Below are 19,611 nucleotides of genomic sequence, written 5' to 3'. Positions count from 1 at the left end.
ATATAGGAATTTGCGTCAACCCATTGACCCGGAAGTAAGCCCTCCGTAATGTTCCCGCCTACGTGATTGCTGTTCGCATACGCGTATGTCGGCAGGGGAGACAACGATGTCAGAAGCTGTGGCAGCCATACCCGAGGCCGAGCAGCGTGCGGTGGGCAAGTTCCTGCGCCGCATGCTGCCGATCCTGGTCCTGATGCTGCTGGTCAACCAGATGGACCGGACGAACGTGGGTTTCGTCCAGAACGAACTGCGGGCCGATGTCGGGGTGAGCGCCACGGCCTACGGGCTCGGCGCGGGGCTGTTCTTCATCGGGTACGCCCTGTTCGAGGTGCCGAGCAACATGCTCCTGGAGCGCTTCGGGGCCCGGGTCTGGCTGACCAGGATCATGATCACCTGGGGTGCGGTGATCGTGGCGATGTGCTTCATCCACAACGTGTGGATGTTCTACGGCCTGCGCTTCCTGCTCGGTGTCGCGGAGGCCGGCTTCTTCCCCGGCGTGCTCCTCTACTTCACCCAGTGGCTGCCGGACTCCAGCCGGGGCCGGGCCAGTGCGATCTTCCTGGGCGGCTCGGCCACGGCGTACATCGTCACCGGCCCGATCACCGGCGCGCTGCTGGAGCTGCACGGCGCGGGCGGTGTCGCGGGCTGGCGGTGGATGTTCGCCCTGGAGGGTGCCTTCTCGATCCTGGTCGGCTTCATCGCCGGGTTCTTCCTCGTCTCCCGGATCCAGGACGCGAAGTGGCTGACGCAGGAGGAGAAGACCGCGCTGAGCGAGGCGGTGGCGCGGGACAAGGAAGCGCGTGACCGGGCACCGTCGGTGTCGCGGATGAAGCTGATCTTCCATCCCCAGGTCGCCGTCCTGACCGCGGTCTTCTTCGCGATGGCGCTCACCGGCTACGCGATCACGTTCTGGCTGCCGAGCCTGGTGGAGGAGATCGGCGGACTGTCCTCCTTCCAGATCGGCCTGCTGTCGGCGATCCCCTGGATCTGCGCGGTGATCGCGATGTACACGATGGCCCACTTCACCGACCGGGCCCCGGACCGTCGCCCCTACCTGGCGATCGCCCTGGTCCTGTCGGCCACCGGCACCTTCCTCGCCACGCTCGGCTCGCCCTGGTTCGGCCTGGCCGCCCTCACCCTCGCCGCGGTCGGCGGCAAGTGCGCGGCCACGCTGTTCTGGCCGATGGCCCAGTCGGGCCTCGACCTGAAGATCGCGGCGCCGGGGCTGGCACTGGTCAACTCCATCGGAAACCTGGGCGGGTTCGTCTCACCGACCCTCTTCGGGTACCTGAAGGACACGACGGGGAGCACTAACGGGGGGCTGTACACGCTGTCGGCGGCTTCTGTGCTGGCGGTGGTGGGTGTGGCGTTCGTACGGCACACCAACAGGGGGCCGCGGGCGGGAGCCGGTGATCGCGCGGGGGCGACGGGTAAGGCGGCTGTGAGGTAGGCACGACCGAGCCGATCCGGGGCGGGCCCGCTCCTCGCTGTGGGGCGGGCCCGGCTTTCAGGCGTTGATCAACCCTCGGCGAACAGGTCCTCCACCGTGGTGGCAGTCAGCGAGCGGTCGAACCAGAGGGTGAGGGTATCGAGGTCGGTGCAGGAGGTGATGCGGTCGCGGGTTTCCTCGGGGAGCGGGATGCCGCGCTTGTCCAGGACGCGCAGGATCAGCGCTGTGCGATCTTCTGCTGCGCCTTCGGCCTTGCCTTCAGCCTTGCCTTCCAGATACGCCGTTTCCCGGACCGTGCCCCGACCGGGGAAGTACGTGACGAAACCCATGATTTCCTTCCACTTTTCTCCAGCTGGGGTGTTCCCCAGATTCACTTCCAGGAATTCGTAGACGTAGTCCGCAGTTTCGCCGTCCGCTTCGTTCAGGGCCCGGTTCAGCGCTTCCAGTATGGCGCTGCTGTGAGGGCTGCGTGCGTGGGCGAGAGCGGAGAAGGCTGCCATCGCCAGATTCTTCCCCGCGGTCCTGGAGTCCGTGATCACCGGTAGGTTGTTCGGTCCGGCGACCAGGGGGCGGGTGCGTTGCGTGATCCATCCGCGGGTCCCGCAGTCGAAGGGGCCGGTCGCCCACTTGGCCGTCGGTGCGTCGCGGCAGACCACGAGGAGCAGCACCGGCAGGCCGTACTTCGCCTGGAGGTGTGCCACGTAGTAGGCCCAGCTCGACGCCTTCTTGGCGTCTCGGCGCTCCTGTGCCTCGACGGCGAGCAGGAACTCGTCTCCGTCGGACGTGCTGATGCGCAGGAGAGTGTCGATACGGCGTTCCAGCGGCCGGGTCTCCGTCACGTCGGGGGTGATCGCGTCCACGGTCGCCTTCTCGGGTAACGCGACGCCCAGCACATCGAAGACGGGTTTCAGGACCTCGGGCCGTTGCTGGAAGATGCGGTGCATTCCCTCGTGGGCTGATGTGACCATACGGGGGAACGTAAAGGGATCAAGCGGCAACCGTCGGGGCGTTCGGGCGCGTTCACCCTTTCGGGAGCAGAGGAAACGTTCAGTGCGGTGGAGGCCGGGCGCGGTGACTTCGCCCGGCCTGGTGGGCGGGGGCTACCTCGCCACGAACTGGGTCAGGATCGCCTGGACCTCGTAGATGTCGACGCCCTTGGTGAAGGTCTTCTCGATGGGGGTCGGGGTGCCGGAGATCCAGATCTTCAGTTCGGCGTCCAGGTCGAAGGTGCCGGCCGTTTCCACCGCGAAGTGGGTGATGCTGCGGTAGGGGACCGAGTGGTATTCCACCTTCTTGCCGGTGATGCCCTGCTTGTCGATCAGGATCAGGCGGCGGTCGGTGAAGAGGATGGTGTCGCGGATGAGGAGGAACGCGGCGTGGACCTGTTCGCCGTGGCCGAGGAGGCGGGCGTAGTCGTGCTGGGCCGAGGCCGGGTCGATGGTGTGTGCGTTGCCGAACAGTGCCATGGGAGTCCCCCGGGTGTGTGATGGCGGCCGGGTGGGCCGGTCTCCCGCGATCTTCGCAAAGCACGGGGCCCGGGAGAAGGTTCTCGTTCTCCCGGGCCCCGTGCTGTAGCGAGCGTGTTACGCCGGTTACGCCGCCGGCTTCTCCTCCAGGCGCGGGAAGAGGACCGCACCCTTGGTGACCGTCGTGCCGGCGGGGAGCCTGCCCCACGTGCCGGCCTCGCCGATCTTCTGGTCCGCGAGGGCACCGAGGGAGTCCGCCGCGCCGAGCGAGTCCCACAGCTTCTGAGAGGTCTCCGGCATGACCGGGTTGAGGAGGACCGCCACCGCGCGGAGGGACTCCGCGGCCGTGTAGAGGATCGTGGCCAGGCGGGCCTTGCCCTCGTCGGACGTGTCCTTCGCGACCTTCCAGGGCTCCTGCTCGGTGATGTAGCCGTTGACCTGCTTGACGAAGTCGAAGACCGCCAGGATGCCGCCCTGGAAGTCCAGGTCCTCGCCGATCCGGCGGTCCGCTTCCGTGACCGCCTTCGCAAGGCCGTCGTGAATCGCCTGCTCCGCCTCGCCGTCGGCCGTCGACGCCGGCAGCTCGCCGCCGAAGTACTTGCCGACCATCGCCGCGACGCGGGACGCCAGGTTGCCGTAGTCGTTCGCCAGCTCGCTGGTGTAGCGGGCGGAGAAGTCCTCCCAGGAGAAGGAGCCGTCCTGGCCGAAGGCGATCGCGCGCAGGAAGTACCAGCGGTACGCGTCCACGCCGAAGTGCGAGGTCAGGTCCTGCGGCTTGATGCCGGTCAGGTTCGACTTCGACATCTTCTCGCCGCCGACCATCAGCCAGCCGTTGGCCGCGATCTTGCCGGGGAGGGGAAGCCCCTGCGCCATCAGCATCGCCGGCCAGATCACCGCGTGGAAGCGGAGGATGTCCTTGCCGACCAGGTGGACGTCGGCCGGGAAGGTCTCCTCGAACTTGGCCTGGTTCTCGTTGTAGCCGACCGCCGTGGCGTAGTTCAGCAGGGCGTCGACCCACACGTAGATCACGTGCTTGTCGTCCCAGGGGATCGGGATGCCCCAGTCGAACGTCGAGCGCGAGATGGACAGGTCCTGCAGGCCCTGCCGTACGAAGTTCACGACCTCGTTGCGCGCGGACTCGGGCTGGATGAAGCCGGGGTTGGCCTCGTAGTGGGCGAGGAGCTTCTCGCCGTACTCGCTCAGCTTGAAGAAGTAGTTCTCCTCGCTGAGGATCTCGACCGGCTTCTTGTGGATCGGGCAGAGCTTCTGGCCCGCGTACTCGCCCTCGCCGTCGAGGAGCTCGCCGGGGAGCTTGTACTCCTCGCAGCCGACGCAGTACGGGCCCTCGTAGCCGCCCTTGTAGATCTCGCCCTTGTCGTACAGGTCCTGGACGAACTCCTGGACGCGGTCTGTGTGCCGCTTCTGCGTGGTGCGGATGAAGTCGTCGTTCGCGATCTCCAGGTGCTCCCAGAGAGGCTTCCACGCTTCGGTGACGAGCTTGTCGGCCCATGCCTGGGGGGTGACCCCGTTGGCTTCGGCCGTGCGCATGATTTTTTGACCGTGCTCGTCCGTGCCGGTGAGGTACCACACCTTCTCGCCGCGCTGGCGGTGCCAGCGGGTGAGCACGTCGCCTGCGACGGTCGTGTAGGCGTGGCCCAGGTGAGGAGCGTCGTTTACGTAGTAGATGGGGGTCGAGACGTAGTACGCCTTCGCCCCCTGCTTCTCGGATCCAGTGGCCGCCATGGTCGAAATCCTACTGGTCCGCTGAAGATCGACTCACACGCGTTTCGGGGGGTGGACGGCAGCATCGCTCCTGTCCACCCCCCGGGGGGTTCTGCGGGGTTCTAAGGGTTTCTACGGGCGCCAGTTCGCCAGTACGCCCTCGTAGAGCTCCTTGTCCGTGAGCTCGCGGGGGGTTTCGCCGGCGAGGAAGTGGGACGTGTTGGGGGTCTTGAGCTTGCGGAGGTAGTCGAAGGCCTTGTTCTCCGGGTCGCCGAAGGCGACGAAGGAGAAGAAGACGGTGGGGTGGGTCTTGGCGGCCTCGGTGAGGGACTGGGTGGCGGGGGTCTTGGCGTCGGGGGCGCCGTCGGTCTGGAAGATCACCAGGGCGGGGGTGTTGGGGGTGCCGGGGGTGCCAGGGGTGCCGGGGGCGCCGGGACCGGCTTCCTTGTCGTGGTGGGCGAGGACGGCTTCGACGGCTGCGTGGTAGCTGGTGCGGCCCATGCGGCCGAGGGCGGCGTGCAGGTCGTCGATCTTGTTCTCGTGGTCGGGGAGGGTGATCTCGCCGGTGCCGTCGAGTTCGGTGGAGAAGAAGAAGACCGGGACGGTGGCCTCGGGGTCGAGGTGGGCGGCGAGGGCGAGGGTCTGCTCGGCCAGGGCTTGGGCTGAGCCGTCCTTGTAGTACGGGCGCATGGAGGCGGAGCGGTCGAGGACGAGGTAGACCTTGGCTCGGGTGCCGGTGAGGTCGTGCTGCTTGAGGGTGGTGGTGGCGGCCTTGTAGGCGGTGGTGAGGCCTGGGGCGCGGGTCTTGAGGCGGGTGAGGGGGACGGCGGGGGTGGGGGTGACGTCCGGCTCGGCCTCGCCTTCGGCTTCGGCCGTGTCGTTCCCACCCGCACCACCCGTGCTGCTTTCGTCGTCGGGTGCGGGTGGCCCCTGTGGGGCGGACTCGCCGTCGGCGGCTGCGGGAGCGTCCACGGCCTGGGCCTCCGGCTTCGCCTTGGCCGACGATTTTGCCTTGGCGGGCGCGTCTGCCTTGGCCTCCGGCTTTGTCTCAGCCGTCGGCTTTGTCTCGGCCGCCGGCTTTGCCTTGGCGGGCGCGTCTGCCTTGGTGGGCGCGTCTGCCTTGGCCGCTGGCGTTGCCTTGGCCGTCGGCTTTGCCTTGGTCGGTGGTGCCACCTCGGTCGGCGTGGCTGCTTCAGGCGTCGGCTTGACGTCGGAGGTCGCCTTGGGCTCGGCGTCGGGCGTCGTCTCGGGGCCTGCCGTCGGCTCGGAATCCGCCGGCGGCTCGGAATCCGTCGTGGGCTCGGCTTCTGCCGTCGGCTTGGTCTCGGGCGTCGGCTCCGCGTCGGCCTTCGGAACCGCGGGCGTCTCGGGCTCCGCCTCGGGCTCGCGGTCCGGCTTCGGGTCGGCCTCGGACGTGGGCTCGGGCTCCGTCGCTGCCGGGGACTCGGTCTGTACCTCGGTCTCCGGGCCGTCCTCGGGCTTTTCCGGTGCTGTGGGCTCGGGGGTCGACGACGACTCGGCCTTCTCGGGCGCCGGGGGCTCGGTGACGGTCGGCTGCTCCGTCTGGGTCGCCTTCTCCGCCGGTTCCGGCACCGTCGCCTGCTCCGCCGTGGTCGGGTCGGAGGGCTCCGCAGTCTCCTTCGGCTGATCGGCGTCCGTCGGCTCGTCGGCGTCCGCCGGCTTGGCCTCAGCCTCCGCCTCCCGCACCACCGCCGTCGGCTCCTCAACGACCTGCGGCTTCTCCGCCACCGGCTCCTCGGCGACCGCCGGTTCCTCAACGGCCGCCGGCTTCTCCGCGACCGTCGGCTCCTCGACACCCTGCGGCTCCTCGGCCGCCACCGGTTCCTCAACCCCCGGCTCCCCCTCGCCGGACCGCGTAGGCCTGGGGACCGTCACACGGTCGAAGGCCAATGACACGAGGTCGTGTTCGTCTCGGGGGCCCGGGACGTTGGGTGTCGGGTCGGGGGTGGGTTCCGGGGAAGGGGACGGGACCTTCTGGTCCGTCGCGGGGGGCGTCGGGGTGTCGGTCGTCGTCGTGGTCTGCGCCGCACCCTCCGCCTCGGCGGTCCGTGACTTGCGTGACCGTCCGAACGCGTTCCGCAAGAGAGTGAGAATGCCCATGTGCGCGCAACCCTTCGCGTGAGTTGAAGCCCGTCAATCCCTGGCCAGGACGGACACGTAAGGTTAGCGGCCCTCCTGGGCGATCTTGGGCAGGGTCGGGGGTGGGCGGTCCGCGCTGTCAAGAGGGACATCCGGCCTGCGAAGGTGTCGCCGTGCTGAATCGCCGTAACTGCCGTAAGGCTGCCGCAGGTTCACCCCCTGTTCATCCTGGCGCCCGGCTGCCGCACATATGTGCCCCTACGGTCACGCTGACACCAAGGGCATCCAAGGAGAGAGCAAAGTGCGCAAGCTGCTGCCGTTGATCGGAACGCCGTCCGGATCACACCCTGGCGGCCGGTCCGCCCTGACCTGTCGTTTCCGGTGTGGTGACGCCTGCTTCCACGAGGTGCCCAACACCAGCTCCAACGAGTACGTCGGTGACGTGATCGCCGGTGCGCTCAGCCGTCGGTCGATGATGCGGGCCGCGGCCGTGGTGACCGTGGCCGCGGCGGGCGCGGGGGCGGTGGGTGTCGGGCAGGCTCCGCAGGCCGGTGCCGCGCCGGCCGGAGCGGCGCCGGCCGAGGCCGCCCGGCGTACCCAGAAGGGCGCGCGCGGGCTGCGCTTCGCGCCGGTCGCGCCCAACACCGCCGACGCCGTGACCGTGCCGGAGGGGTACCGGCAGAACGTCGTCATCCGCTGGGGCGAGCCGATCCTGCGCGGTGCGCCGGCCTTCGACCCGGAGAAGCAGACCGCCAAGGCCCAGGCCGGGCAGTTCGGGTACAACTGTGACTTTCTCGCGCTGCTTCCGCTGCCGGGTGAGCGTGGGCGTCAGTTGCTCGTCGCCAATCACGAGTACACCGATGAGGTGCTCATGTTCCGGGGGTACGACGCCGCCAACCCGACCCGCGAGCAGGTGGAGATCGCCTGGGCCGCGCACGGGCTGTCCGCCGTCGTCGTGGAGGGGGACCGGAAGACCGGGAAGCTGACCGCCGTCACGCGTCATCAGCTCAACCGGCGCGTCACCGCCACCACCGAGTTCCGGCTCACCGGGCCCGTCGCCGGGTCCGAGCTCGTGAAGACCTCCGCCGACCCGACCGGCACCAAGGTGCTCGGCACCCTCAACAATTGCTCGGGCGGTGTGACGCCGTGGGGCACGACCCTGCACGGCGAGGAGAACTTCAACCAGTACTTCGCCAACAGCAGCCGGGCGACCGACAAGCGGTACGGCATCGGGACCGGGGCCAGCGAGCGGAAGTGGGAGCGGTTCGACAAGCGGTTCGACGTCGCTCAGGAGCCGAACGAGGTGCACCGGTTCGGGTACGTCGTGGAGTTCGATCCGTACGACCCGAGCTCCACGCCGCGCAAGCACACCGCCCTGGGGCGGTTCAAGCACGAGGCCGCGACCGTCAGGATGACGGCGGACGGGCGGCCCGTCGTGTACACCGGTGACGACGAGCGGTTCGACTACTTCTACAAGTTCGTCGGCAGCAAGCGGATGCGGCACGGCAGCAGCAGGGCCGTGCGTGAGCACAACCTCTCCCTGCTCGACGAGGGGACGCTGTACGTCGCCAAGCTCACCGGTGACTCCCCCGCCATCGAGATCGACGGCACGGGCAAGCTGCCGGGCGACGGTGAGTTCGACGGGAGCGGCGAGTGGATTCCGCTGGCCACCGCCACCGCCGACGGTGCCGTCTCGCACGTGGACGGGATGAGCGCCGAGGAGGTGTTCGTCTTCACCCGTCTCGCCGGTGACAAGGTGGGCGCGACGAAGATGGACCGGCCCGAGGACATCGAGCCCAACCCGGTGACCGGCAAGGTGTACGTGGCCCTGACGAACAACTCCAACCGCGGTGTCGGCTCCAACGCCAAGGCGGACGAGGCCAATCCGCGCAACGCCAACAAGCACGGGCACGTCCTGGAGCTCACCGAGCGGTGGAACCGGCCCGAGAGCACGAAGTTCGCCTGGTCGCTGTTCCTCGTCGCCGGTGACCCGGACGACCCGGCGACCTACTTCGCCGGGTTCCCGAAGGACGGCGTCAGCCCGATCTCCTGCCCGGACAACGTCGCCTTCGACCCCTACGGCAACCTGTGGATCTCCACCGACGGCGCCCAGCTCGGCTCGCACGACGGCCTGTTCGGCGTGGCGACCCGGGGCGAGCGGCGCGGTGAGCTGAAGCAGTTCCTGACGGTGCCGAAGGGCGCCGAGACCTGCGGTCCGATCATCCAGGACCGGCGGGTCCTCGTCGCCGTGCAGCACCCGGGCGAGATCGACGGCGCGTCCGTGGAGAAGCCGGCCAGCACCTGGCCCGACGGTCCGGGGAAGTACGTCCGGCCGGCGGTCGTGGCCGTGTGGCGTGCCGACGGCTGCGACATCGGCGTCTGAGCGGAGAGCCACCGCAGAGGTGCTCATGGGGGGCGCCCGTCGGGCGTCCCCCACACTCGTCCGCGTGCAGTGTCAGGACTTGTCCGCGTACAGCGTCAGGTCCGTCACCACCGCCCGGTGGTCCGTGTCGGCCAGGTCCAGGAAGCGCGTGCGGTCGGACGCGAAGTCCTTCGACACCAGGACGTGGTCGATCTGTGTGCCGAACGTCGGCGCGGTCCGGGCCGGCCAGGTGGCCGTGCGGTCGGCGTCGTCCAGGCGGGCGGCGTCGCTCAGGCCGGTGTCGAGGATGCGGCGGAAGGCGGCGTGGTCCTGGGAGGAGTTGAAGTCGCCGGCCAGGACGAGGGGGGTGCCGGGGTCGGTCGTGGCCGCGTCGCGCAGGGCGTCCAGCTCCGTGCGCCAGAGGTCGAGCTGGCCGGGCAGCGGGGGCATGGGGTGGGCGAGCTGGAGCCGTACGGGATGCCCGTCGACGTCGGCGACCGCCCCGGGCATGCCCATGGTGCCGGGGACGCCGTCGGTGGGCCGCAGCGGGAAGCGGCTGAGGATGACGGAGCCCTCGGAGCCGCCGCCCTCGACGGCCCGGCGGTGGGGATAGTCCTGCGCCAGGTCCTTCTTCAGGCGCGCGTCACAGGTGTACTCGCATTCCTGTACGAAGACGATGTCCGGTTTCTCGCGGCGGACGGCGGCGAGCAGGGGCCCGGTGCCCTGCCCGAACTCGACGTTCGAGGTGAGCACGCGCAGGTCGGCGACCGGGCGGCCGACGGGGTCGCCGACCTTGCCGTACGGCTCGGTGAACCAGGCCAGCAGGCCGAGCAGGAGCACGCCCCAGACCGTCCCGAGCCACCACCGGGACAGCAGGGCGAGCAGCAGCGCCAGGCCGGTGGGGGCGAGCAGCCAGGGGAGGAAGGCGAGGATCTGCGGGACGGGCGTGATGCCGTCGCTGTCGGCGGTGCGGAAGCCGACGGCCACGCTGACCGCGGCGAGCAGCAGGGCGGCGCACCAGGCGCCGGGCCGCCGTCGGGGCGGACGGTGGTCCGGCCCGTCGGTGGTGGTCCACTCGGCAGCGGCGGTGTCCAAGGCCCGGCCTTCCGTTCGCGGGGTGGGTGCCCGAATTCTCCCTCAAAGACGGGATGGGGCGGTGGAAGGTTGCTGCCGCCCGGTGCCCCCGGGCCGTGCGTCGACGCGGGCCAGGAATTCCCCCAGTGCCTTGTCGAACTCCTCGGGGCGTTCGAGGTTCGGCATGTGGGCCGCGCCCTCGATCACGTGCAGGGCCGCGTCCGGGAGGGCGGCGTGCATGGCGCGGGCGTCGGAGACGGGAGTGTAGGTGTCGTCTGCTCCCACGACGACCAGGGCCGGGACGCGGACCTGGGTCAGCAGGGTGGTGTAGTCGGGGCGCCGGGCGCGGGCGCGCAGGGCCGCGGCGGCGCCCTCGGGGGAGGTGGCCGTCATCATGCGGTGGACGTGGGCCTTGACCTCGGCGGGGGCGTAGGGGGCGACCATCCGCTCCAGGACCTCGTCGGCGTAGCCGCGCATGCCCTCCCGTAGCAGGCGGTCCGCCATGGCGTCGCGGGTGCGGACGCCGTCCGGGGTCTCCGCCGCGGGGAAGGTGTCCGCCAGGACCAGGCCGCGGACGCGGCCGGGGAACCGCCGGTAGCAGTCCATCGCGATCTGGCCGCCCATGGACAGCCCGGCGAGGACGAAGGACTCCACGCCCAGTTCGTCGAGCAGGGCCTCGATGTCCCGGGCGAACCGCGAGAAGTCCGTGAGGGCCGGGGCGGTCGGGGAGGCGCCGTAGCCGCGCAGGTCGGGGGCGATGACGCGGCGGGCCGCGGAGAACGTGCGCAGCTGCGGGGCCCACATCGTGCGGTCGAAGGGGTGGCCGTGGACGAGAACCAGGGGGACAAGGGGCTGCCGAGGGGATACGGGTCCTTTGTCCTCGTATGCGAGGAAGGGTGCCATGGGACGACCCTAGGCAGCTCCAACTACTCGGTGCAATAAGATCTTTGCTCTCGGTGCAATCCAGGGGGAGGACGACCGATGGGTGACTACCGCCGTATCGCGGACAGGATCGCCGACGACATCGCCAGCGGGCGGCTGAAGCCCGGCCAACGGCTGCCGCCGCAGCGGGCGTTCGCCCGGCGCCGGGGCATCGCCTCGTCGACGGCCGGGCGGGTGTACGGCGAACTCGTACGGCGCGGGCTGGTCGTCGGCGAGGTCGGGCGCGGCACCTTCGTACGGGCCGCCCCGGAGCGGCCGGCGGGGCGGGCGCTCGCCGAGCCCGGCCCGGGCGACGCCCTCGTCAACCTGGAGCTCAACTACCCCAGCGCGCCCGGCCAGCCCGAGCTCCTCGCCCCCGTCCTCGCGCCGCTGCTGCGTCCCGACGTGCTGGCCGAGGCGCTGCTCCCGGCCGCCGCCACGGGTACCGAGCCCGCCCGGGAGGCCGTGGCCGCGCTGCTCGCCACTCCCGGCTGGCGCCCGGCCCCGGACCGGCTGCTGTTCACCGGCAACGCACGGCAGGCCATCGCCGCCGTGCTGGCCTCCCTGGTCCGGCCGGGCGGCCGGGTCGGGGTGGAGCAGCTGACGTATCCCCTGGTCAAGGAGATCGCGGCACGGCTGGGCATCACCCTGGTGCCGCTGGCCGGTGACGCGGCCGGGCTGCTGCCGGAGGCCGTTGCCGCCGCACACCGCTCGGCGCCGCTGTCCGCCCTGTACGTGCAGCCGACGCTGCACAACCCGACGTCCCTGACGACCGGCCGCCCGCGTCTGCTGCAGCTCGCCCAGCTGGTCCACGACCTGAACCTGCCGGTGGTGGAGGACCGCATCTGGTCCTTCCTGCACGAGCCGGGTGATCCGCTGGCCGCTCACGCGCCCGCCCTCACCCACGTCGTCGACGGTCTGTCCAAGCGGGTCGCACCGGGGCTCACCGCCGGTTTCCTCGTCGTGCCGCCGCACCGGGTCGGGGCCGTGGCCGAGGCCGTGCGGTCGGGCGGGTGGAGTGCGGGGCGGTTCGCGCTGGAGGCGGCCGTGCGGTGGGCCGGGGAGGGGGTCGTGGCGCGGCTGGTGGCGGCCAAGCGGGCGGACGCGGCGCGCAGGCAGCGGATCCTCGCCGAGGAGCTCGCGGGCTTCGCCGTGCGGTCCGAGCCGGGCGCCTGCTTCGCCTGGTGGGAGCTGCCGGCCCCGTGGCGCGCGGACACCTTCACGGCGGCAGCCGCCGCGCACGGCATCGCCGTCACGCCCGGCCCCGCCTTCGCCGTCGCCCCCGGCCACACGCCCGACGCCGTCAGGCTCGGCCTCGGGTCGGTTCCGGAGGCGGATCTGCGGCGGGCGCTGCGGACGCTCGCGCACGTCGCCGCGAGGCGAGCCGGGGACCGTACCGGCCCGTGAGCCACGAGCCGAGCGCCACGGTCAGGCCGAAGGCGAGCAGCAGCCAGGACACCGTCGACAGGGTGGCCGTCAGAGCGTCGTAGACCGCGCCGGCGGCCGCGCGGTGGAGCGCGTCGGGCAGGTCGGCGAGGGTGAGGCGGCGGCCGATCGCGACGGCCAGGACGAGCAGTCCGCCGCCCAGGGCGGTGCCGAGGCCGAGCGCGGTGACCGCGCGGCGGCGGCAGGCGGCGAGGGCGGTCCCGGTCACGGCGCACACGGCGGCGGCGAGCGGCAGCCAGAAGGCGGCGGTGTCCAGCACGTGGTATCCCCTGCGGAGTCGGTCCACGTCGTCGGCCGGGAGCACCGGGACCCGGGCGTGCGGGACCGGGATGCGGTGGGCGAACGGCACGTGGTCGGCGGCGAGCCGGTGTTTGACCCGGGTGACGACCGGGGCGAGGTCGACGGTGACCGCGTCGGCGCGTGGGCCGTCGTCGCGCAGGGCGCGCAGCACGGCGTCGTGGACGGCCCGGTTCGCCGCGTCCCACCCGGCGCGGAACGCCTCGGTCCGGGTGAACGAGCGCACCGCGTCGTGCACGAAGGGCCCGACTGTGCCGCGCAGCGGACCGGTGTCGAGCTCGTGCCCGGCCTCCCGCATGATGCCGTCCCCGAGGGTGTCCGCGACCGCGCGCCGTACGTCCGGGTCGGCGGCGAGGGGCGCCATCGTACGGACGTAGCGGCCGGTGTCGGTCAGCCCGTGCGCCGCCCAGGAGGCGAGCGTCGCGAACGGCACGAGCAGGCACGCGAGGGCCAGCAGAACGGCCGACAGGGCGTTCCGCGGTCGGAGGGGCGCCTGCTCGGGTCCGGGCGCCCGGTCGTGCTCGGACACCCTTCCAGGCAAGGCGCCACCGGCCCGGTCCGCGACCGGCGTGACTGCATTCGGCCCCGCATGCCGAGCCGAACGGGTCGTGCCGGTACCGAGTCAGTCGAGGCGCCGGCCGGTGGCGTCCTCGTGCGTGTAGTAGCGGTAGAACACCGTCACGAAGACGCCGGCCCCGACCACCACCCCCATGCCGGTGGACTTCAGTACGGACCCGCCGGTCTGGCTGTAGAGGAAGCCGATCGCGCAGCCGGTGAAGGCGAACCAGAGCAGCGCGTGCTGTTCGCGCCGCAGCCGCGGGGCGACCTCCCGCACGGCGGCGAACAGCACGGCGAACACGAGCGCGGTGAGGAAGCCGAACAGCAGGTTCCAGCCGGTGATGGGCCCGGCGTCGCGCCGGTTGGCCGCGGCCCAGTAGCCGTAGACGAGCCCGAGGACGACGGGTACCGCGACCTTCGCCATGGCGTGGGTGCGCGGGCTGAAGACATCGGGTGTACGGCGTCGCGTGGTCACCTCGGCCCGGGTGGGTGCCGCATGAGCCATGAGAGCTCTCCTCTCTCCCCGCCCTGCCTACCAGGGCACACCGGCGGGAACCCGCTGGCAAGTCGGCGGACGGGGCGAATCCCTCGAAGGCGGACGTTTGCGGTCCTGAGGCCCTCCTTTGCAGCCGCAGCGGTTACGGTGCTGCGGTACGTGATCGACAGGGGGAGGGACGAGATGCCCGGAACCGTGCTGCTGCTGGCGGCCTCGCCGGTGGGCAAGGGGCGCCTGGTCGATGCCGCGTCCGTGCTCCCCGTCCTGGCCGCCGTCCCGCCCGGTGTGCTGGCCGGCACGGACACCGCGAACGTCGTCGAACTCGCCGACCCCCTGGAGCCGCAGGCCGTCCTCACCCGGCTCCGTGCCGCCGCGGCGGCGCCCGGCCCGCTCACCGTGTACGTCACCGGCCAGCTCCAGCTCGACCGCCGCCAGCGCCTGCCCCACCTGGCGCTGGCCCGCACCACCGCGTCCACCGCCCGCTACACGGCCTTCCCCTGGCACTGGTTCCGGGACGAACTGCGCCTGCGGCCGGCCGGCGCCACGACCCTCCTGCTCGACCTGCACGCGGATGCCGAGACCTGGGAACTGCTGCGCGGCACGCCGCTGGACTCGGGCCGCGGCAACGCCGTCTACGGCCGCATCGCGCCCTCGCCGTCCAGACGCACGGTCGCGGCGCCGGCGTACATGAAGGCCGTCGCGACGATCCTGCGCAGCGGGTTCCGGCCCCCGGTGGAACAGTTGCACCAGCAGGCGCTGGCCCGGATCGCGCCGGAGAGCGCGGGCACGGACCTCGTGCTGAGCACGCCGGGCCCCTCGGCCGGTGACCCGCACGCCGCCATCACCGCCGCCGTCCAGTCCGGCCGCCACTCCGACGCCGACGCGCTCGCCGCCCGGCACGAGCAGGCGGCCGTCGCCGCGCACGGGCCCGCCTCCGAGGAGGCCCTGCACTGGGCCGAGGTCCGGGCCGACCTGGCGATGTTCGCCGGGGACGCGGGCCGCAGCTGCCACACCTGGCTCACCGTGGCCACCGTCCGCCTGAACGCCGGGCAGGCGCCGGACGCGCCCGCCGTCGAGGCCGCAGTGGACCGTGCCCACCACCAGTGGGGCCAGATCCACGACCCCGCCCGCGCCCGCGAACTGGGCACGGCGCTCGCCGAGTTGCGCGGCCGGGTCCCCGGGCGCCGTGAGGGGGCGCTCGACCATGTGCAGCGGCAGCTGAGGCAGTTGCAGACCCACGTGTAGGGGGACACCCCCTGCCGCGTGCGCCGTGTGCGCCTGGCGTGAAGGGGGCGTGCAATCGCTTGCCCAGGTCGCGTCACAGGTCTGCCGCCGAAGCCTGACCCGGTGTCATGATGTCGGGATGACAGAGGGGGACGAAGTGGCTGTCTTAGGCGTACGCGTCCGGCTGGGCGCCGGCGGGACCGTGGACGATGTCAGAGCCCTGAAGACGTGGCTGGAACGGGAAGAGCCACTCGCGGAACTGCTCTCCGAGAAGAAGCTGAGCATCGAGGCGCAGACGAGCACGGACGGGACCAAGGGGCGGCTGGGGCCCGACCTCGAACTCGTCCTCAAACTGCTCGGTGACGTCGTCACGATCGCGGCACTGACCGAGTACACCGCACGCGCGGTGAAGACCTGGACGAACAACCGCCGCAGGCTCCAGGGCGGCGATCCCCAGCCACAGATCCGCCCGCTGGACACCGACGGGGAGTAGGCCGGTGACTCGCTTCGACCCGCGCGGCGAAGTGAACCGGGCGCTGCTGGTCGGTGTGTCCGAGTACGACCACACGGCACCGGACCCACAGGGCGTCACCGGCCAGCTCCCCGCCGTGCGGCACAACCGCAGGACACTCGAGGACGCGCTGCACCGGGGCAACGTGTTCGGTGCGCACGAGGTGCGGGCCCTGGCCTCGCCGACGCCGGACGAGTTCACGGGGGCACTGCGCCGCGCCTGCCAGGACGCCAAGGGTCTGCTGCTGCTCTACTTCGCCGGGCACGCCGTCACCTCCACCTCCGGCAACGAGCTGCACCTGCAGATGCGTACCGCCCGGGTGCTCACGGGCGACGGGCTGCCCGGCTCGGTGAGTTTCACCGAGGTGCTGGGCGAACTCGTCGAGAGCCGCGCCGAGCAGGTGGTGGTGATCCTCGACTGCTGCTACGCGGGCAACGCCGCGGGAATCTGGCACCGCTTCGACGATCAGAAGCGGAAGAAGCACAAGGTCCTGCTGCTGATGAGCGTGCAGCCCAACCGCTGCATCCTGGGCGGGGACGCCGACGCCCCGACGCCGTTCACCCGGGAACTCGTGCACGTCCTCGACGAGGGCGGGCAGACCTGGCTCTCCAAGCTGTACGCCCGAGTGAAGCAGCGGATGGAGGAGGCGAAGTACAAGGCGGAGGACGACGACCCGCAGCGGCCGCAGGCGCTGGCTCCCCCCTGGGACCCGGACACGGACGTACTGCTGGCGGCGGGCCCGGTGGGCAGGCGCAAGCCGGACCCCCCGATCAGCCCATGGGTCCTGTGGCTCCGGCGCACGCTCGCCCGTGCCCGCAACGCCCTCGAACGACTCGGCCGTACCGGCCTGGCGATTGTGCTGGCGCTGCTCGCCACCGGCGCCGGCGGCTACGGCGTCCTGGTCCTGGCCGGCGATTCCGGCCCGTGCGGCCCGGCACTGGAGCTGCGCCTGCTCACCGACCCCGACCTGGAGCAGGCGATGAAGGCGGCAGCGGACGGCTACGTCGCCTCGGACGCCAACACCACGGACGACGGCTGCCGGCGCAGCGGCGTCACCGTCTACAGCGCCGGCGCCGCCGGTGTGGTGACCGCGCTGGGCAAGCGGACCGACGCCTGGCAGCAGCCGCGCGACGACGACAACCCGCAGCGGGACATCGGCCCGCAGCCCGACGTGTGGATACCCGGCACCCGCGCGGACGTCCGCCGGGTCACCGCGGCCCAGCAGGACCGCGTCTTCGCCCGGCTGGAGCCGGACGCGCGGCCGTTCGTGTACTCGCCGGTCGTCCTGGCCGTCCCGGAGGGCTTGGACGATGCCGTCGAGCCCACCGGGCAGTCGCTGTCGCAACTGGTCGCCGACCTCGAAAAGGCGCCCGGCGAAGCAGAAGTACACCGCCCCGACCCGGAGTTCGCCGACGCGGCGCTGCTGGCGACGGCCGGCCTGTACGGCGGCCAGGCCGACGCGCGCGGCGCGGAGCGGCTCCTCACGCGCTCCGGCCGGCCCGAGCCCTCCGCCGCCAGGCTGCTGTGCACGCTGCCCGACGTCGACGCCGTGGACGACCGCAGCGCGGCCCTGGTACCGGAGTTCCTGCTGCGCAGCGGCGTCGGCTGCCACCCGGCCACGCGCGCCCCGCGCACCGCGGCCTACCCCGACGACGTCCCCGGTCTGGAGCCGACGTTCGTGCGGGTGCGCTGGGAGGACGGCGAGCGGGACGCCGAGGCGCGCGACGCCGAGGTGGCCCGCTTCCGCTCCTGGCTGACCGGCGACGAGGGCCGGCGGGTGCTCGGCGGGCAGGGCTTCAGGTCCGCGCACGGCGAGCGGCGCCTGCTCGACGCCAAGTCGGCCCCCGACGGGCTCATCGACGAGGCCCGGCCGGCGGACTCCGCCGAACCGCAGGACATGGACACGGCGCTGGAGAACTACGGCGACGCCCACGGCCCCGGCCGGGTCCTGTTCCTCCTCGACAGCTCCGGCTCGATGGCCGGCCTGTGGGACGGACCCAGCGGCGGCCCCGGCATCCTCAGGCAGACCCTGACCGGGCTCGGCGGGGAGGACGAGTACGGGGTGTGGGCCGTGCACGGTCTCAAGGAGCGTACGCACACCGACCTCCTGAGGTTCGGCACGCACGCCCGCCGGGACGCCGAGCGCGCCCTGGACGCCGCCCGGGTGCGGGACGCGGAAGCCGATCCGTCCGCCGCCCTGCTGGACGCCCTGGCGTTCATGCGGGAGCGCGGCGCCGACGACGAGCGGCCGCAGCTGATCGTGTACCTCACCGACGGCGAGGACGACAACCGGCTGACCGGCGGCGGACTGGAGAAGGCGGTCGACCGGGCCCGGAGTGCCGGCGTGCCCGTGGCCATGGTGACCCTGAACAGCGGGGCCTGCGACCGGGACCGCCCCGGCACCCGGATCGCGGAGGCCGGCCGGGGCCGCTGCCTGGACGCCGGGGACGATCTCGTGCCCGCCCTGCGCGACGAGGTCGCCCGCACCGGAACGGGGGAGGAATGATGGCCCGACGCCTGACGGCCGCCGCGCTGTCCCTGCTGTCGCTGCTGACGCTCGCGGCCTGCACCGCCGGGGGCGTGCAGCAGCAGCCGGGCGCCGACCCCTCCCCCCGGATCGTGGTGGCCAGCGGCCAGGACGTCACCGGCAAGAACGGCATCCGCCAGCAGCTCATCGACGCCTGGAACGCCAAGGAGGGCGAACACGGCTACCAGGCCCGCCTCGTGGAGCTGCCCGGCTCCGCCGACCAGCAGCGCAGCCAGCTGCTGGGCGCCCTGCAGTCCGGCAGCGCCGAGTACGACGTGGTGAACCTGGACGTGACCTGGATCCCGGAGTTCGCCGACGCGGGCCTGATCCGCCCGCTGAGCGACTCGGCCGTCAAGGACCCCGAGGACCTCATCGCGTCCGTGGACAGCACCTCGTACTGGGACGGCAAGCGGTACGCGGTGCCCTTCAACAGCGACGCGGGCCTGCTGTACTACCGCAAGGACCACCTGGTGAAGGCGAGTGCCTCCCGGACCGACCTCGGCGAAGACGTCACCTGGGACGAACTCCGGGAACTGCTCGTCCCCCTCGACCGAGCCGAGATCAAGGACCACGAGGCGATCTGGACCACCCAGCTCGCCGCCTACGAGGGCCGTACCGTCAACGCGATCGAGGCGTTCGCCTCGGCCGGAGCGGGCTTTCGGCTCACCGACGACGACGGCGACTACGTCGCCACCGAGGAGCAGTTGACGGCGGGAGTGACCGAACTCCGGGAGCGCACGGAGCCGCCGTACCTCCTGCAGGGGGCCGCCGGGTCCCGCGAGGCCGAATCGCTCAGCGCCTTCGCCGAGGGCCGCACCACCTTCCTGCGGCACTGGCCGTACGTCTACCCCACCCTGCACGAGACCTTCGGGGCCGATCTCGGGGTGGCCCGGCTGCCCGGCAAGTCCGTCCTCGGCGGCCAGAACCTCGCCGTCACCTCCGCCACGTCCGAGCAGCGCGCGGCGAAGGCCGCCGAACTGATCGCGTTCCTCACCGACCGTGACAGCGAACGCTGCCTGCTGCGCGCCGGGTTCGCCGCGACCCGTACCTCGGCCTACCAGGAGCCCGGCACCGCCCCGGAGTGCGGGCACGCCCCCGCGTACGCCGAGGGCCCCTCGGCGACGCCCAGCGGCGAGAGCACCGCCCGCATGGCCCCCGACCGGATGGCCGACGGCACCAGCTACTCCCGCGACATCCTGCTCCCGGCCCTGCGCGAGGCGGTGCACCGCCCCCGCACTCCGCTCTACGGAGCGGTGACCCACACCATCACCACCGAACTCGACGCCCTGTACGGCCCGCCGAAAGGACCGGGCGGAAGCCGGCCGGGTGACGCGGAGGTCGCGAAAAGCCTTGACGAGGCGTTGAGAAAGATTTTGCCCGGTTGAATCTCCTCCCGGTGATGTTCACATTTCCTCCATTGCTTACGTCTGTCCCCGTGGGTAGCGTCGTTTTCGCAC

The 19,611-nt window shown here is 71.7% G+C and carries 15 protein-coding genes; 7 read left to right on the top strand and 8 right to left on the bottom strand.

What is annotated here, in order from left to right:
* Positions 1–106 precede the first annotated feature (106 nt).
* On the top strand, positions 107–1,450 hold the full coding sequence (locus tag ACH4G3_RS12890) for an MFS transporter (RefSeq protein WP_397624492.1): 1,344 nt from the start codon (positions 107–109) through the stop codon (positions 1,448–1,450).
* A 68-nt stretch (positions 1,451–1,518) separates the two neighbouring features.
* Here the strand turns inward: ACH4G3_RS12890 and ACH4G3_RS12885 are convergent, their stop codons facing one another.
* The 4 genes from ACH4G3_RS12885 to ACH4G3_RS12870 form a co-directional block, all read right to left on the bottom strand.
* A complete protein-coding gene (locus tag ACH4G3_RS12885; RefSeq protein WP_397624491.1) occupies positions 1,519–2,418 on the bottom strand; it encodes a hypothetical protein in 900 nt (299 codons plus the stop codon).
* A 132-nt stretch (positions 2,419–2,550) separates the two neighbouring features.
* Positions 2,551–2,916, bottom strand: a complete 366-nt coding sequence (locus ACH4G3_RS12880) for a PH domain-containing protein (RefSeq protein WP_020270419.1) — start codon at positions 2,914–2,916, stop codon at positions 2,551–2,553.
* Between the two features lie 126 nt (positions 2,917–3,042).
* Positions 3,043–4,659 carry a methionine--tRNA ligase gene (gene metG / locus ACH4G3_RS12875; RefSeq protein WP_397624490.1) on the bottom strand — a complete coding sequence of 539 codons (1,617 nt, stop codon included), beginning with the start codon at positions 4,657–4,659 and terminating at the stop codon, positions 3,043–3,045.
* A 111-nt stretch (positions 4,660–4,770) separates the two neighbouring features.
* Entirely contained in the window at positions 4,771–6,477 is a 1,707-nt protein-coding gene (locus ACH4G3_RS12870) for a VWA domain-containing protein (RefSeq protein WP_449657600.1), read from the bottom strand.
* A 562-nt stretch (positions 6,478–7,039) separates the two neighbouring features.
* On the opposite strand from ACH4G3_RS12870, the gene ACH4G3_RS12865 reads away from it, so the two are divergent.
* A complete protein-coding gene (locus tag ACH4G3_RS12865) occupies positions 7,040–9,121 on the top strand; it encodes a PhoX family protein (RefSeq protein ID WP_397624488.1) in 2,082 nt (693 codons plus the stop codon).
* A gap of 72 nt (positions 9,122–9,193) precedes the next feature.
* Here ACH4G3_RS12865 and ACH4G3_RS12860 read toward each other — a convergent pair whose 3' ends face one another.
* Entirely contained in the window at positions 9,194–10,195 is a 1,002-nt protein-coding gene (locus tag ACH4G3_RS12860) for an endonuclease/exonuclease/phosphatase family protein (protein WP_397624487.1), read from the bottom strand.
* Positions 10,196–10,237: 42 nt separating this feature from the next.
* Positions 10,238–11,077, bottom strand: coding sequence for an alpha/beta fold hydrolase (locus tag ACH4G3_RS12855; protein ID WP_397624486.1), 840 nt, complete (start codon positions 11,075–11,077; stop codon positions 10,238–10,240).
* Between the two features lie 78 nt (positions 11,078–11,155).
* Between ACH4G3_RS12855 and ACH4G3_RS12850 the strand changes: the two genes are divergently transcribed.
* Positions 11,156–12,502, top strand: coding sequence for an aminotransferase-like domain-containing protein (locus ACH4G3_RS12850; RefSeq protein WP_397624485.1), 1,347 nt, complete (start codon positions 11,156–11,158; stop codon positions 12,500–12,502).
* On the opposite strand, the gene ACH4G3_RS12845 is transcribed toward ACH4G3_RS12850, so the two are convergent.
* Both ACH4G3_RS12845 and ACH4G3_RS12840 read right to left on the bottom strand, forming a co-directional pair.
* A complete protein-coding gene (locus ACH4G3_RS12845) occupies positions 12,399–13,367 on the bottom strand; it encodes a hypothetical protein (protein WP_397624484.1) in 969 nt (322 codons plus the stop codon). The two genes, ACH4G3_RS12850 and ACH4G3_RS12845, sit on opposite strands and share 104 nt — an antisense overlap.
* Before the next feature lie 93 nt (positions 13,368–13,460).
* The gene (locus ACH4G3_RS12840) at positions 13,461–13,901 is read right to left on the bottom strand and encodes a hypothetical protein (RefSeq protein ID WP_397624483.1); all 441 of its coding nucleotides are present in this window, start codon (positions 13,899–13,901) and stop codon (positions 13,461–13,463) included.
* A gap of 174 nt (positions 13,902–14,075) precedes the next feature.
* On the opposite strand from ACH4G3_RS12840, the gene ACH4G3_RS12835 reads away from it, so the two are divergent.
* From ACH4G3_RS12835 to ACH4G3_RS12820, 4 genes are all read left to right on the top strand, one after another.
* The gene (locus ACH4G3_RS12835; RefSeq protein WP_397624482.1) at positions 14,076–15,137 is read left to right on the top strand and encodes a serine/threonine-protein kinase; all 1,062 of its coding nucleotides are present in this window, start codon (positions 14,076–14,078) and stop codon (positions 15,135–15,137) included.
* Between the two features lie 136 nt (positions 15,138–15,273).
* Entirely contained in the window at positions 15,274–15,609 is a 336-nt protein-coding gene (locus ACH4G3_RS12830; protein WP_397624481.1) for a hypothetical protein, read from the top strand.
* A 4-nt stretch (positions 15,610–15,613) separates the two neighbouring features.
* The gene (locus ACH4G3_RS12825; RefSeq protein ID WP_397624480.1) at positions 15,614–18,133 is read left to right on the top strand and encodes a caspase family protein; all 2,520 of its coding nucleotides are present in this window, start codon (positions 15,614–15,616) and stop codon (positions 18,131–18,133) included.
* A complete protein-coding gene (locus ACH4G3_RS12820) occupies positions 18,133–19,539 on the top strand; it encodes an extracellular solute-binding protein (protein WP_397624479.1) in 1,407 nt (468 codons plus the stop codon). The genes ACH4G3_RS12825 and ACH4G3_RS12820 overlap by 1 nt, the downstream gene beginning before the upstream one ends.
* Positions 19,540–19,611: the final 72 nt, after the last annotated feature.

Origin of the sequence: Streptomyces afghaniensis, from assembly GCF_044327915.1 — a bacterium.
GTDB classification, from domain to species: domain Bacteria; phylum Actinomycetota; class Actinomycetes; order Streptomycetales; family Streptomycetaceae; genus Streptomyces; species Streptomyces afghaniensis.
The sequence above is the reverse complement of the archived record's forward strand: the minus strand, read 5'-3'. Positions and strand labels throughout refer to the sequence as shown.